The 14,125-nt window shown below is 55.3% G+C and carries 11 protein-coding genes and 1 tRNA gene; 7 read left to right on the top strand and 5 right to left on the bottom strand.

The features are described from left to right. Positions 1 to 36 precede the first annotated feature (36 nt). Genes ACEW72_RS07485 through ACEW72_RS07470 form a run of 4 tightly spaced genes read right to left on the bottom strand, consistent with a single transcriptional unit; the run spans position 37 to position 3,805 of the window. Positions 37 to 1,260, bottom strand: coding sequence for a dihydroorotase family protein (locus ACEW72_RS07485; protein ID WP_373475756.1), 1,224 nt, complete (start codon positions 1,258 to 1,260; stop codon positions 37 to 39). Then, the gene (locus tag ACEW72_RS07480; RefSeq protein WP_373475755.1) at positions 1,257 to 2,252 is read right to left on the bottom strand and encodes an aspartate carbamoyltransferase catalytic subunit; all 996 of its coding nucleotides are present in this window, start codon (positions 2,250 to 2,252) and stop codon (positions 1,257 to 1,259) included. Before ACEW72_RS07480 ends, ACEW72_RS07485 begins: the two co-directional genes overlap by 4 nt. 42 nt (positions 2,253 to 2,294) lie before the next feature. Continuing rightward, a complete protein-coding gene (ruvX, locus tag ACEW72_RS07475; RefSeq protein ID WP_373475754.1) occupies positions 2,295 to 2,753 on the bottom strand; it encodes a Holliday junction resolvase RuvX in 459 nt (152 codons plus the stop codon). Next, the gene (locus ACEW72_RS07470) at positions 2,750 to 3,805 is read right to left on the bottom strand and encodes a DUF3089 domain-containing protein (protein ID WP_373475753.1); all 1,056 of its coding nucleotides are present in this window, start codon (positions 3,803 to 3,805) and stop codon (positions 2,750 to 2,752) included. Before ACEW72_RS07470 ends, ruvX begins: the two co-directional genes overlap by 4 nt. 242 nt (positions 3,806 to 4,047) lie before the next feature. On the opposite strand from ACEW72_RS07470, the gene gatC reads away from it, so the two are divergent. The 5 genes from gatC (at position 4,048) to tig (ending at position 9,400) form a co-directional block, all read left to right on the top strand. Then, entirely contained in the window at positions 4,048 to 4,335 is a 288-nt protein-coding gene (gene gatC, locus ACEW72_RS07465) for an Asp-tRNA(Asn)/Glu-tRNA(Gln) amidotransferase subunit GatC (RefSeq protein ID WP_373475752.1), read from the top strand. Continuing rightward, positions 4,335 to 5,819: an Asp-tRNA(Asn)/Glu-tRNA(Gln) amidotransferase subunit GatA gene (gene gatA / locus ACEW72_RS07460; protein ID WP_373475751.1), complete on the top strand. Its 1,485-nt coding sequence runs from the start codon at positions 4,335 to 4,337 to the stop codon at positions 5,817 to 5,819. Before gatC ends, gatA begins: the two co-directional genes overlap by 1 nt. A 313-nt stretch (positions 5,820 to 6,132) precedes the next feature. Then, positions 6,133 to 7,605: an Asp-tRNA(Asn)/Glu-tRNA(Gln) amidotransferase subunit GatB gene (gene gatB / locus ACEW72_RS07455; protein WP_373475750.1), complete on the top strand. Its 1,473-nt coding sequence runs from the start codon at positions 6,133 to 6,135 to the stop codon at positions 7,603 to 7,605. A gap of 106 nt (positions 7,606 to 7,711) precedes the next feature. Further along, a tRNA-Leu gene (locus ACEW72_RS07450) sits at positions 7,712 to 7,796 on the top strand. 92 nt (positions 7,797 to 7,888) lie between these two features. Next, entirely contained in the window at positions 7,889 to 9,400 is a 1,512-nt protein-coding gene (gene tig / locus ACEW72_RS07445; RefSeq protein ID WP_373475749.1) for a trigger factor, read from the top strand. A 72-nt stretch (positions 9,401 to 9,472) separates the two neighbouring features. Here the strand turns inward: tig and katG are convergent, their stop codons facing one another. Then, entirely contained in the window at positions 9,473 to 11,659 is a 2,187-nt protein-coding gene (katG, locus tag ACEW72_RS07440; RefSeq protein ID WP_373475748.1) for a catalase/peroxidase HPI, read from the bottom strand. 284 nt (positions 11,660 to 11,943) lie between these two features. On the opposite strand from katG, the gene ACEW72_RS07435 reads away from it, so the two are divergent. Both ACEW72_RS07435 and clpX read left to right on the top strand, forming a co-directional pair. Further along, positions 11,944 to 12,579 carry an ATP-dependent Clp protease proteolytic subunit gene (locus ACEW72_RS07435; protein ID WP_373475747.1) on the top strand — a complete coding sequence of 212 codons (636 nt, stop codon included), beginning with the start codon at positions 11,944 to 11,946 and terminating at the stop codon, positions 12,577 to 12,579. A gap of 135 nt (positions 12,580 to 12,714) precedes the next feature. Continuing rightward, positions 12,715 to 13,986 (top strand): ATP-dependent Clp protease ATP-binding subunit ClpX, encoded by a 1,272-nt coding sequence (gene clpX, locus ACEW72_RS07430; protein WP_373475746.1) that lies wholly within the window; start codon positions 12,715 to 12,717, stop codon positions 13,984 to 13,986. The last annotated feature ends 139 nt before the right edge of the window (positions 13,987 to 14,125 follow it).

Genomic DNA, 14,125 nt, shown 5'->3' with positions numbered 1-14,125 from the left:
ATAGACTCAGATGTTGTGAAGGCGGTGGGCACGGTGTTATGCCGTTACGAGCTTGCCGCCTTTTAACATATGCCGAACTCTGCCTTGGACGGGGATTTTATCAAAAGGCGTATTGCCTGCCAATGCAGTCATGCGGTTACTGTCCACCTGCCAAGGTGCGTAGGGATCGACCAGGATCAAATCGGCTTCAAATCCTTCTGTGATTGTACCGGCTTTCAGGCCCAAAATGCGCGCCGGATTGGTTGCCAAAAGCTCAAACAGCCGACCCGTTGTGATGATTTCATCACGCACCAGATTAAGCGTTAGGGCCAAAAGCGTCTCCGCACCGGCCATGCCGGGTTCCGCTTCGGAAAATGGCAGGCGCTTGTCTTCGGGACCGCGCGGGTCATGGCCTGATGCGATGACATCGATGGTGCCGTCGGCAATGGCTGCGATACAGGCCAGCCGGTCGCTTTCGTCACGCAATGGCGGTGAAAGGCGGGCAAAGGTTCTGAAATCGACGATCGCAATGTTGGACAGAAACAAATGTCCCGGAGTGATGCCACAGCTTATTCTCAGGCCCTTGGCTTTGCCTTCACGGATAAGATCAAGGCTGCGTGCGGTCGTTACCTGCCGGAAATGTACATGCGCGCCGCTTTCCTCCGCAAGCATAAGGTCGCGCGCAATTGCCAATGCCTCGGTTACCGGCGAAGCGCTGGAAAGCCCCAATAATGTTGCGGTTTCGCTTTCGGTCGCCACTGCGTTACCGGCCAACCCAGCATCTTCACTGTGCACAATCACGGGCAGATCCAGCGCGGCGCAATATCGCATAATTCGCAACATGATGCCGCTATCGCCAATCCATTTTCGGCCCGTGGCAACGCCCACCGCCCCCGCCTCTTTCATCAGGGCGATTTCGGCCATTTGCGAACCGGCCAATCCTTGCGTGGCCGCTGCCAGGGGATGGACCCACAGATCAGGTTTACCCTTCAACGCGGCATAACGGATGGTCGCCGGATCGTCGTGAACAGGAGACTGGTCCGGCATTAAAGCAGCGCGGGTAATTCCGCCGAAACGGAACGCCGGCTTATCTGTCTTAAAAACACCAAGGTCGATGATTCCAGGGGCAATCAAAAGATTAGTGGCATCCAGTTCAACTGCATGATCGATGGACGCGCCAAAGGAACTGATTTTTCCGTCTTTGATTTGAAGCGACATCGCTTCGGCTTTATCTGCACCGGGAAGCTGAACGTGACCGTTAATAATGTTAATCAAAGTCATGCCCAGCCCTCCACACCGCGTGATTTTCGCTTCAGGATGTCCAAGCACGCCATGCGGACGGCGACTCCCATTTCAACCTGCTCGGTAATGGCTGACCTTTCGATATGGTCTGCAACATTACTGGCAATTTCGACGCCACGGTTCATCGGCCCGGGATGCATCACCAATGCATCAGGTTTCGCCAATGCAAGCCGACGTTCATCCAGTCCAAACAGATAATAATATTCCCGCGGTGACGGGATAAAATCACCCTGCATACGTTCATTTTGCAAACGCAGCATCATCACGACATCTGCGCCCGGAAGTGCGTCATCAAAATTGCTGAATGTTTGCGCGCCAAATGCTGCGATACCATAAGGCATTAAAGCAGGAGGTGCCACGACCCGTACTTCGGCCCCTAAGCTTTTGAGGCAGAAGATATTGGATCGGGCGACCCGGCTGTGCAGGACATCGCCACATATGACAACTATCTGTCCCTCGACTGTGCCCTTGCGCCGCATGATCGTTAATGCATCAAGTAATGCCTGTGTGGGATGCTCATGGCTGCCGTCGCCGGCATTCAAAACGGGGCAATCGACTTTCCCTGAAATCAGTTGCACTGCTCCCGAACTTGCGTGGCGTATAACAATCGCGTCGGCGCGCATGGCGTTCAGCGTCATCGCTGTGTCGATCAGAGTTTCGCCTTTTTTGACGCTGGACTGCGCCGCATGCATATTGACGACATCGGCGCCCAGTCTTTTGCCGGCAATTTCAAAAGAGAGAAGTGTGCGGGTGGAATTTTCAAAAAAGGCGTTGATAATTGTCATGCCCGACAATCGACCATCATGTTTTGCAGGGCCGGAACGATTGAGTGCGACCCAATGTTCAGCCTCTTTCAAAATATAGAGAATTTCCCATTTTTGAAGGCTGGATATACCAAGCAAGTGCTTGTGTTGAAAGGCATCCGATCCAGTTGGGAAACTGTCGGCGGCAAAATTATCTGTCCATGTCATTAAAGCGATGCCCTTATAGGGAAAGCAGGCAATTAGCAAGCTTCACGCCGTCATCGCGTCAATTGCACCCTGCAAAATAAACGCCGCCGCGCCGCTGTCGATTTTTTCTGCCCTTTTGGCGCGGCTCATATCAGCCGCGATCATATCGCGCTCTACCGCCTGCGTTGACCAGCGTTCGTCGCGGAGCAGGATAGGCAGACCGATGTCGGCAATGTTACGGGCAAAGGCGCGACTCGACTGACTGCGCGGACTTTCACTGCCATCCATATTCAACGGTAGTCCGATGACGATCCCTTTGGTCCGGCGGGTGGCGATTGCAGCGGCCAATGCGATTTTGTCTTTCGAAAATTTGCTCCGCTTTATGAGGTCGGCCGGAGAAGCAAAGGTCCATTCTGCGTCACAAAAAGCGGTACCAATGGTCTTGCTGCCCACATCGAGGCCGATGAGGACCCCGCCATCGCGTAAAGCATCCCGAAAATCCGAAGCTTTTTCAAAGATCATTTGGCCAGAAATCTCTGGGAGCGCCACAATGCGTCGGCGCGGACATTGGCCCAGAAGAGCGGATAATCATACACATGATAATTATTGCCCGGCAACACATAGGGGCCCATGTCGACCGGATCACCAATCAGCAAAAAGCCCTTTTCATCGCAGCGGGCAGGGACGGTGGAGGGGATCAATTCCCCCGTACTCATATCACCCGACGGTTTCAGCGTCCCCAAATTGGCTTCGGCCAGCGCGTCGGCTTGTGCCCCGCCGTTGAGCGGATTGGTGCACAGGATTGGCGTATCTTTGCGTGATTCGCCGCTGAAGCCCGTTGTCGCGTTATAGAGCTCGAGGATTTTCCCATATTTAGCCGGCTCAGCAAAGCTTTCCCATCCCATGATGCAGCCCGTGTCGTCCGGTGATGTGCAGACAGGAAGACCCATTGCCGGGATATCTGTGGTAATTGAAACCGGCCAGCCAACGACATAGGCCGCCACGATGCGCTTGGCGAATGGTTTTCCGGCTATCCGGTCTTTCAGCAAATGCGTCAAATGTAGCGCGCCCTGACTATGTCCGGCCAATATGATCGGGCGGTCCTTTTGGACATTTTTTGCGAAATGGTCGAAGGCGAGCAGAATATCCTGATAGGCGTCGTCCAGGGCTTGGGTGCCTTCGGGCTTTGTTGTCAGAAAAGCGCCGAGGCCAGCCTGACGGTAACGCGGGGCCCAAATTTCGCCAGAAGCGGCAAAAGGTGTCGCCAATCCTCGCAGAAAGACGCGCGCGCGCGCTTGCGATTCCAGATCATCGAGCGGCGCATTCCAATGTGAGCGTGCAACGAATGATGTAGGGTGAATAAAAAAGATCGCTGCTGAGCCGGGCATTTCGGCCTTCGGCGCACCTACAGGTTCCCAAAGCGTCGGATTATTGCCTTTTTGCCCTGCACGTGAAAACCACATAGCGGGGTCATCATAGACATTGGTTGCCAGCGCCGCCTGTTTTTCGAACTTTACCGTAGGTTCAAGTTGGCCAATCGCAAAGTCGGTCAACTCGTCTTGGTAGATACGCAAGACGAACCCTCCGGCGATGACCAAAACGATCAAGCAAGCGAAAAGGTAGAGAAATTTGCGAGCCAATATTGTTAATCCCGATAATATTGCGGCTGAAACAGCCAGCGCATTTAGTCTATCTGGTAAAAATAGCACCGCAAAATTGAATGTGACCTGACAAGTGCAGCTTTTCCGTTGAAGCGAGGCAAGCGCAATGCTAGCTGCCACCGGATCGCTCGTCGATCCGGGCCACAAGGATTAGCATGTCTGTAGATAAAGATACCGTGAACAAAATCGCACGGCTTTCGCGCATCGCGATCAGCGATGCAGAGGCTGACAAGATGGTCGGCGAGCTCAATGGCATTCTGGCCTGGGTCGAGCAATTGGGCGAGGTCGACTGCACCGGCGTCGAGCCGATGACTGCTGTCATCCCCAACAAGCTGCGCCTGCGCGACGATGTCGTCACCGACGGCGACGTGCGCGACAAGGTGCTGGCAAATGCGCCAGCCAAGGAAGGCAGCTTTTTTGGCGTGCCCAAGGTGATTGAATAATGACCGATTTTTCCAGAATGGGCGTCGCCGCCATCCGTGACGGCGTGGCCAACGGCGAGTTCAAAGCTGTAGAGGTTGCCGAGGCACTCAACACCCGCGTAGCCAAAGCCAAGGCGCTGAACTCCTTCATCGTCGAAACGCCGGAAAAGGCGCTTGAGGCCGCCGCCGCCGTGGACGCCGATCGCTCAGCAGGCAAGCCTCTGGGCAAGATGGCGGGTGTGCCGATTGGCATGAAGGACCTGTTCTGCACTGAAGGCGTGCAGACCACAGCAGCCAGCCATATCCTCGAAGGCTTCGTGCCGACTTACGAATCCACCGTATCGGCAAACCTATGGAAGGCTGGAGCAGGGATGCTCGGCAAGCTCAACATGGACCAGTTCGCGATGGGTTCGTCGAACGAGACCAGCTATTTCGGTAATGTGATCTCGCCGTGGCGCCGCAACGACGGCAGTAATGCCGCGCTCGCGCCTGGCGGTTCTTCGGGCGGTTCGTCTTCGGCGATTGCAGCGCGGCTCTGTCCCGCAGCGACCGGCACCGATACGGGTGGATCGATCCGTCAGCCTGCGGCATTCGTCGGGATTAGCGGCATCAAGCCAACATACGGCCGCTGCTCTCGCTGGGGTGTGGTGGCTTTTGCGAGTTCGCTTGATCAGGCTGGGCCTATGGCCCGCGACGTGCGCGACTGCGCAATCATGCTGGAGGCGATGGCTGGGTTCGACCCCAAGGACTCGACTTCGCTCGATTTGCCCGTGCCTGAATGGGAAGCGGGTCTGAACAGTGATCTTAAGGGCAAACGGATCGGTATCCCCAAAGAGTATCGTCTCGACGGTATCGACGAAGATATCGCCGCGATGTGGGATAATGGCATCGCATGGCTGAAGGATGCGGGCGCGGAAATCGTCGATATAAGCCTGCCGCACTCCAAATATGCTTTGCCTGCTTATTATATTATCGCACCGGCTGAGGCATCGTCCAACCTTGCGCGATATGATGGCGTGCGCTTCGGTCTGCGCGACTTGCCCGATGGTGCAGGCTTGCAGGACATGTACGCCGCGACCCGCGCCGCCGGTTTCGGCGAAGAAGTCCGCCGCCGAATCATGATCGGCACCTACGTGCTGAGCGCCGGTTTCTACGACGCTTATTACACGCAGGCGCAGAAGGTGAGGGCGCTCATCGCCCGCGATTTCGAACAGGCATGGGCAAAGTGCGACCTGATCCTAGCCCCAACCGCCCCAAGCGCCGCGTTTGGCCTTGGCGAGAAGACAAGCGATCCGCTGTCGATGTATCTGAACGATGTGTTCGCAGTGCCTGCTTCGCTTGCAGGATTGCCAGCCATGTCGGTCCCCGGTGGCCTCAGCAAGGACGGCTTGCCTTTGGGCCTGCAGATTATCGGCAAAGCTCTGGATGAACAGGCCGTGCTGAATGCGGGTCTGGCGATAGAAGAACGATCAGGATTTACGGCGGAAGCCGGAGAGTGGTGGTGAGTCCTTATCGGCGATCACTGCTCCTCAGGCCGTTTGTATGGCTTGCTTTCGCGCTGCTTTTGGCTTTGCCGTTAATAATGGTTACCGATGTCGTTTTGATCGACATGGCTATTGGGCTATTTTTTGCTCTCATTGGGATCGCGTCATACTTTAATGTTTGCCCCAAGTGTCGCGTCAGCACTTATCATAACAATGACAATAGGTGGTCATATTTGAAAGCGACACCTCATAAGTGTTGTGAGCGATGCGGAAATGATCTCACAAAGCCCCATCAATTAGCTGGCGCCGTCTGGCCTCTACCGGAAATTGAAAAATGACTGAAGCAGCATACCGCATCCAAGGAAACACCGGCGAGTGGGAGGTCGTGATTGGCCTTGAGGTCCATGCGCAGGTTACCAGCGAATCCAAACTATTTTCCGGCTCATCGACCGGCTTTGGAGCCGAACCCAACAGCCATGTCTCGCTGGTCGACGCAGCCATGCCCGGAATGCTGCCCGTGCCGAACCGCGAATGCCTGCGTCAGGCCGTCCGCACCGGCATGGCGATTAATGCGCAGATCAATCGCTGGTCGCGTTTCGACCGCAAGAATTATTTCTACGCCGATTTGCCGCAGGGCTACCAGATTTCGCAGCTTTACCACCCGATTGTGGGCGAAGGCGAAATCGAGGTTACGTTGAACGAGAAAGATCCCGACAGCGCGGTCAAGAAAATCGGTATCGAACGAATCCATGTTGAGCAGGACGCAGGCAAGCTGATGCATGACCAGCATCCAACGATGTCCTTTGTCGATCTTAACCGCTCGGGCGTCGCGCTGATGGAAATCGTCTCGCGCCCCGATATGCGCAGCCCACAAGAGGCGGGGGCTTATGTCAAGAAACTGCGCTCGATCCTGCGCTATGTGGGTTCCTGCGACGGCAATATGGAGCAGGGCTCGATGCGCGCCGACGTCAACGTATCGGTACGCAAGCCGGGCGGGGAACTGGGGACGCGGACTGAAACGAAGAACGTGAACTCGATCCGTTTCATGATGCAGGCGATTGAATATGAGGCGCAGCGTCAGGTTGACCTTATTGAAAGCGGCGGAGCCGTTGTGCAGGAAACGCGCCTGTTCGACCCCAACAAGATGGAAACACGGTCGATGCGCTCGAAAGAAGACGCGCATGATTATCGCTATTTCCCGGACCCCGACTTGCTGCCGGTGGAACTGGACGATGCGTTTCTGGAAGAGTGCCGGGCGAGCCTGCCTGAACTGCCGGATGCCAAACGAGCGCGGTATGAAGCGATGGGCCTGACTGCCTATAATGCCGCCGTCCTCACCGCAGAGGCCGAGACGGCATTCTGGTTTGAAGATCTGCTGGCCGAAGGTGTCGACGCCAAGCAGGGCTCCAACTGGTTGATGTCCGAATTGTTCGGCGCGCTCAATAAGCTCGGCAAGGCACTCGACGAAAGCCCGGTTAGCCCTAAGCAAGCCGCCGAACTACTCGGCCTTGTCGCGGATGGTACAATTAGTGGCAGCATTGCCAAGCAGGTCTTTGAAATCATGCTCGAAACGGGGCAGGGCGCTGCTGACATTGTCGAAGAAAAGGGCCTCAAGCAAACCAGCGATACTGGTGCGATCGAAGCCGAGATTGCCAAAATCATGGCTGCGAACGAAGACAAGGTTGCCGAGTATCGTTCCGGCAAGGACAAGCTTTTCGGCTTCTTTGTGGGCCAGACGATGAAGGCGATGCAGGGCAAGGCCAATCCTCAGGTCATCAACGAACTTTTGAAGAAAGCATTGGGATAATTGCGGCTGGCCGGGGTGTACGAAGCTAATCACCGCTTCCCCCTTGCCCCGCCGCAGCTTTCCCGTTAGAGGCTCCCGTCGTTTGTGAAACGGCAGCTTTTCGTAAGCGGGCGTGGCGGAATTGGTAGACGCACCAGATTTAGGTTCTGGCATCGCAAGGTGTGGGGGTTCGAGTCCCTTCGCCCGCACCACGAAATAGGGTATACTCCCGGCTGCCGTTGAACCCGAAAGCCATTTAACAGTTTAAGGCAAGCCCAATGCTTGTCCAGATAGAGAAGATAACATGCAGACCGTCGAGACACAGAATGAAGGCCTGAAGCGCGCATATCGGATGACGATTACCGCGAAAGATGTCGAATCGCGCATTGATGCCGAGGTGAAGAAAATAGCGCCGCAGGTGCGGATGCCCGGTTTTCGCGCTGGCAAGGTTCCGGCCAATCTGGTCAAGAAGATGCACAAGGATTCGCTGCTTCAGGACGCCCTGAACAACACCATTCAGGAAGGTGTGCAAAAGGCGATTTCGGACAACAAACTCCGTCCTGCAACACAACCGCATGTGCATCTCGATAACGACTATGCGCCCGGTAAGGATGCCGTTGTCGATTTCCATCTCGAAGTGCTGCCCGCGATTGCGGCTCCTTCGATTGATGGTATCACGCTCGACCGTATGACGGTTGAAGTGACCGACGTCGCGGTTGACGAATCGATCCTGAAACTCGCCGCTGGCCAGAAAAGCTTTGAAGCTGCCGACAAGAAATATGCCGCCAAATTGGGCGACAGCGTCGTTATCGATTTTGAAGGCAAGGTCGATGGCGTTCCGTTCGAAGGCGGCAAGGGCGAAGGCATGGCGGTCGAACTCGGCTCGGGTCAACTGATCCCCGGTTTTGAAGACCAGCTGGTTGGCGTGAAGGCCAATGACGAAAAGCTCATCAACGTAACCTTCCCCGAAGATTACAATGCCGAAAACCTGAAAGGCAAAGCCGCAACCTTCGACATCGTTGTTGCCGAAGTCCGCAAGCCTGTCGAAGCGAAAGCCGACGATAATCTTGCCAAGATGTTCGGTCTTGAAAGTATCGACAAGCTGCGCGAACTGATGAAAGTCCAGGTCGAACAGGAGCATAATGGCCTGACCCGCACTTACATGAAGCGCCAGTTGCTGGATCAACTTGCCGCCGACCACGACTTTGAAGTTCCGCCGTCAATGGTGGAAGCCGAATTCGAACAGATTTGGGCACAGCTTGAGCAGGAAGCTGCGCGCGAGGAAGATCCCGAAGCGGCCAAGAAGGAAATGGAAGCCGAGCGCGAAGATTATCGCGACATCGCCGTCCGCCGTGTGCGTCTGGGCCTGTTGCTGTCCGAAATCGGCCAGGCCAATGGTGTCGAAGTCAGCAATCAGGAAATGAACATGCTGGTCCAGCAGGCGGCTCAGCAATATCGCCCCGAAGATCGCCAGCGTTTCGTGCAGTATCTGCAAGAAAATCCGATGGCAGCGGCTCAGCTGCGCGCACCTTTGTTTGAAGACAAAGTTGTGGACTTCCTTTTCGACAAGGCGACTGTCACCGAAAAGACGGTAACGAAAGAAGAGTTGGAAGCAGCAATCGAAGCTGAACCCGATGCAAAGCCTGCCGTGAAGAAGAAAGCGCCTTCCAAAAAGGCAGCCGCGAAGGACGAAGCACCTGCAAAGGAAGCCAAGCCTGCGGCAAAGAAGGCAACTACCAAGAAAGAGGCTGCAGAGCCCGAAGCCAAGCCAGCCGGCAAAAAGGCACCCGCCAAAAAGGCCCCAGCCAAGAAATAAGTTTCCACTGAGGGAAAAAGAAAAGGCCCCGGAATTTCCGGGGCCTTTCAGGTTAGTGCTTAAGGTTGTGACTTATTTCAGGTCGAACCGGTCGGCGTTCATCACCTTGACCCAGGCCTTTACGAAATCGCGCACGAACTTCTCCTCATGGCCGCGCTCGGCATAGACTTCGGCAGTTGCGCGCAGCTGACTGTTAGAGCCAAAAATGAGATCGGTGCGTGTCGCGCGCCACTTTTCGGTGCGGCCACCGCGGGTATAGCCGATGAACTCTTCATCGCTCGCTGTGTCGACCAGATCCCAGAAGGTATCGATGTCGAACAGGCTCACGAAGAAGTCGTTGGTCAGTTGGCCCTTGCGAGTGGTGAGCACGCCTTCTGGCTTGTCGCCGTGGTTGACACCGAGGACGCGCAAACCGCCCAAGAGCACCGTCATTTCCGGGCCTGAAAGGCCGAGCAGCGACGCTTTGTCGAGCAGCAACTCTTCAGTCTTCACCGGCTGACGCGTTTTGAGGTAGTTGCGGAAGCCATCAGCTTGCGGCTCCATCCAGTCAAAGCTTTCGACATCGGTCCAGTCCTGCGTGGCATCACCGCGGCCACCAGTGAAAGGCACGGTAACGTCGAAGCCGGCGTCCTTCGAAGCTTTTTCGATCGCCGCCGAACCTGCCAGCACAATTGCGTCGGCAAGGCTTATTGATCCACGCAGTTCGTTGAGCTTCGCGAGTACCTTGGCGAGTTCCTCAGGTTCGTTGACCGCCCAGCCCTTTTGCGGGGCAAGCGCGATGCGGGCACCATTGGCTCCGCCCCGCTTGTCCGACTTGCGATAGGTCGAGGCTGAGGCCCAAGCGGTCTTCACAAGTTGCGAAACGGTAAGGCCACTCGAAAGCACGGCCGATTTGAACACAGCGACTTCGGCATCCGAAGGCGCAGTGCCTTCTGGTACCGGGTCTTGCCAGATCAGCGTCTCTTCCGGAACTTCTGGTCCGAGATACAGGCTTTTCGGCCCCATGTCGCGGTGGCACAGCTTGAACCAGGCACGCGCGAAGGCGTCGTCGAGTGCCGCCTGATCGTCGCGGAACCGCTCGGAGATTGCGCGGAATTCGGGGTCCATCTTCAACGCCATATCCGCCGTGGTCATCATTGTAGGCACGTGCTTTGATGGATCGCGGGCGTCAGGCGCCATGTCCTCGGGATCTGGATTGATTGGCTGCCACTGCTTGGCACCCGCCGGGCTTTCGACCAGTTCGTAATCATATTTGAACAGCAAGCGGAAGTAATCACCAGTCCATTCGGTGGGATTGTTTGACCACGAACCCTCGATGCCGGATGTCGTGATGTGCCCCTTGCCGATCTCGTCGAAGTCAGTGAGCCAGCCGAAGCCCTGCTGATGAATCGCCTCACCCGCAGGCGCTTTGCCAAATGTTTCGCCGGGCTTGGCACCATGCGCCTTGCCAAAGGCGTGTCCGCCGGCCGTAAGCGCAACGGTTTCTTCCGAGTTCATTGCCATGCGCAGGAACGTCGCCTTCATGTCACGCGCCGACTGAAGCGGATCAGGGTTGCCACCGGGTCCTTCAGGATTGACGTAGATCAGGCCCATCTGGATCGCCGCAAGCGGACCTTCGAGTTCAACGGCCTCTTCGGTGAGGCGCGTCGCTGCGCCTTCGTTCACCCAGATTTCCTCTGCGCCCCAGAATGTGTCGCCTTCGGATTGGTAGACGTCCTTGCGGCCGCCGCCAAAGCCGAACACAGGTCCGCCCATGCTCTCAATCGCGACATTACCTGCCAGGATGAAAAGATCGGCCCAGCTGATGGACTGGCCGTACTTCTGCTTGACTGGCCATAGAAGGCGACGAGCCTTGTCAAGATTGCCGTTATCCGGCCAGCTATTGAGCGGCTCGAACCGCTGTTGACCGCTGTTCGCACCGCCGCGGCCATCGGTCACGCGATAGGTGCCCGCAGCGTGCCACGCCATGCGAATCATAAAGGGACCATAATGGCCATAGTCAGCGGGCCACCAAGACTTACTGTCGGTCATCAATGCGGTGAGATCGGCTTTTAGAGCCTGGTAATCGAGCTTTTTGAAGGCTTCGGCATAGTCGAAGTCCGGGCCCATCGGGTCGGGAGATACGCCGTGCTGGTGGAGCATGTCGACAGGAAGCGCGTCAGGCCACCAATCCTTGTTCTGCCGCCCGAGAAGCGAACGAATCTTTATCTCGCCGCCGCTATGCATAGGGCAACCATCGCGTGGGTCTGCATCTGCCATTATGATTTCCTCTCAATGTGGTTTGAGTCGTGTGGTGGAATATTGTTTAAAGACACATCTTTTGTCCAATCGATTAAAGCGGACTTGCTTATCGAGTTATGCGTTCAATGTCGGGGACGGCGAAAGTTGTTTGTGTGCGGAGGCGGACGTCAATGCAGGAGTTCCCGTTGTTGCAATCCTTCACCGAACTAGCACCGTCTTTAATTAACCCTTTTCCTGCTTGAAACTTTAGCGCGCGACGCCGATGTAGGCGGAAGGGCAATTGAGCCAAACCAGAGGTATATATGCACGATCCATATTTCGATCCCACAACCGCACTTGTTCCCGTCGTTATTGAGCAATCTAACCGTGGCGAGCGGAGCTGGGATATATTCTCAAGGCTACTGCGCGAACGTATCATTTTTGTGACGGGCGAAGTTGAGGACGGCATGGCCTCGATCATTACCGCTCAGTTGCTTTTCCTCGAATCAGATACTCCCAAAAAGGATATCTGGATGTACATCAACTCGCCCGGTGGCGTTGTGACGGCGGGCATGGCGATTCATGACACGATGCAATATATTCGTCCCAAAGTTGGTACGGTATGCATCGGGCAGGCTGCGTCGATGGGTAGTTTCCTTTTGGCCGCAGGGGAGCCTGGTATGCGTGTCGCGCTAACCAACAGCCGTATCATGGTGCACCAGCCTTCGGGCGGCGCGCGGGGAATGGCGTCGGATATCCAGATTCAAGCGAACGAAATATTGCGTATTCGCAAGCGGATGAATGATCTTTATGCGAAATATACCGGCAAGCCGCTCAAGGATATTGAGAAAGCCATGGACCGCGATACTTTCCTTGAGGCCGACGAAGCCAAGGCGTTCGGCCTTGTGGACGAGGTATTCGACAAGCGCCCGGCAAACGCGGAATCCGAGGCGGGCTGATACTGTTAGCTTTTCATCCACCAGATTTGCTAACAAGGCACTCCCCCTTTTGGGCTATTGCCAAAGTTGAACGCATCTTTAGGATGACGTTTTGATTACAATTCGCGTCGCTTTGGCGTGAAAGCAGGACGAATTATGACGAAGTTGAGCGGATCTGACACCAAGAGCACTCTTTATTGCTCATTCTGCGGAAAATCGCAGCACGAAGTCCGCAAGCTGATTGCCGGACCAACGGTATTCATTTGCGATGAATGCGTGGAATTGTGCAACGATATCATTCGTGAAGAAACTAAAGGGACATTGACCGGCCGCAAGGAAGGTGAAGTCCCAAGCCCGCAGGAAATCTGCGACGTGTTGGACGATTATGTCATTGGTCAGCCAAAGGCAAAGCGCGTTCTGTCGGTGGCGGTCCATAACCATTATAAGCGCCTGAACCATGGGGCAAAGGGTGCCGACGTCGAACTGGCGAAGTCCAATATATTGCTTGTTGGCCCTACCGGTTGCGGCAAGACCTTGCTCGCACAAACATTGGCAAAGACCTTCGACGTGCCGTTTACGATGGCAGATGCGACGACATTGACCGAAGCGGGATATGTGGGCGAAGATGTCGAAAATATCATTTTGAAACTACTGCAGGCATCCGATTATAATGTCGAAAAGGCGCAGCGCGGCATTGTGTACATCGACGAAATCGACAAAATCAGCCGCAAGGCAGAAAACCCCTCGATTACCCGCGATGTTAGCGGTGAAGGCGTTCAGCAGGCTTTGCTGAAGCTGATGGAAGGCACTACGGCCAGCGTTCCGCCCCAGGGTGGCCGCAAGCATCCGCAGCAGGAGTTCCTGCAGGTCGACACGACGAATATCCTCTTTATTTGTGGCGGTGCTTTTGCTGGTCTGGAAAAGATCATTTCCAACCGGCTTGAGGGCAAGTCCATCGGTTTTGGCGCGCATGTCGCCGATCCTGACGAACGCCGCTCGGGTGAGTTATTGAAGCAGATCGAGCCTGAAGATTTGCTGAAATACGGCCTGATCCCTGAATTTGTGGGACGTTTGCCCGTGACAGCGACGCTCGAAGATCTCGATATTGCCGCTTTGGTCAAAATATTGTCCGAACCCAAAAATGCGTTGGTAAAGCAATATCGCAAGCTGTTCGAAATGGAAGATGTAGGGCTTAGCTTTACCGAAGACGCGCTCGAAGCGATTGCCAAAAAGGCTATCGAACGCAAAACCGGTGCACGCGGCCTTCGTTCGATCCTGGAGGCGATTTTGCTTGATACGATGTTCGATCTACCGACCTTTGACGGTGTGGACGAGGTCGTAGTTGACAAGGATGTCGTCGAGGGCCGGAAGACGCCTGTTTTGGTCTACGCAAAGTCAGCGAAAGCAGGCAAGGAAGACGCAGCATAAGCGTTAAACTCGTCGTGACGTGAATTAACTTTCACTGTTGCAATAGCGCAACGTTTTATCGAAAATAGATGCAATTTTAGTGCGTTGCACTAATTTGTGCGCTGCAATATTTTACTTGCAATCTGACACTTTTGCCTTT

It is taken from the genome of Sphingorhabdus sp. (assembly GCF_041737645.1).
Lineage (GTDB): Bacteria > Pseudomonadota > Alphaproteobacteria > Sphingomonadales > Sphingomonadaceae > Sphingorhabdus_B.
The sequence above is the reverse complement of the archived record's forward strand: the minus strand, read 5'-3'. Positions and strand labels throughout refer to the sequence as shown.

Excerpts from the sequence above, each read along its gene's own strand:
- ACEW72_RS07485 (WP_373475756.1), bottom strand. The coding sequence starts at position 1,260 with ATGACTTTGATTAACATTATTAACGGTCACGTTCAGCTTCCCGGTGCA.
- tig (WP_373475749.1), top strand. The coding sequence starts at position 7,889 with ATGCAGACCGTCGAGACACAGAATGAAGGCCTGAAGCGCGCATATCGG.
- katG (WP_373475748.1), bottom strand. The coding sequence starts at position 11,659 with ATGGCAGATGCAGACCCACGCGATGGTTGCCCTATGCATAGCGGCGGC.
- clpX (WP_373475746.1), top strand. The coding sequence starts at position 12,715 with ATGACGAAGTTGAGCGGATCTGACACCAAGAGCACTCTTTATTGCTCA.
- ruvX (WP_373475754.1), bottom strand. The coding sequence starts at position 2,753 with ATGATCTTTGAAAAAGCTTCGGATTTTCGGGATGCTTTACGCGATGGC.
- gatC (WP_373475752.1), top strand. The coding sequence starts at position 4,048 with ATGTCTGTAGATAAAGATACCGTGAACAAAATCGCACGGCTTTCGCGC.
- gatA (WP_373475751.1), top strand. The coding sequence starts at position 4,335 with ATGACCGATTTTTCCAGAATGGGCGTCGCCGCCATCCGTGACGGCGTG.
- ACEW72_RS07480 (WP_373475755.1), bottom strand. The coding sequence starts at position 2,252 with ATGACATGGACAGATAATTTTGCCGCCGACAGTTTCCCAACTGGATCG.
- gatB (WP_373475750.1), top strand. The coding sequence starts at position 6,133 with ATGACTGAAGCAGCATACCGCATCCAAGGAAACACCGGCGAGTGGGAG.
- ACEW72_RS07435 (WP_373475747.1), top strand. The coding sequence starts at position 11,944 with ATGCACGATCCATATTTCGATCCCACAACCGCACTTGTTCCCGTCGTT.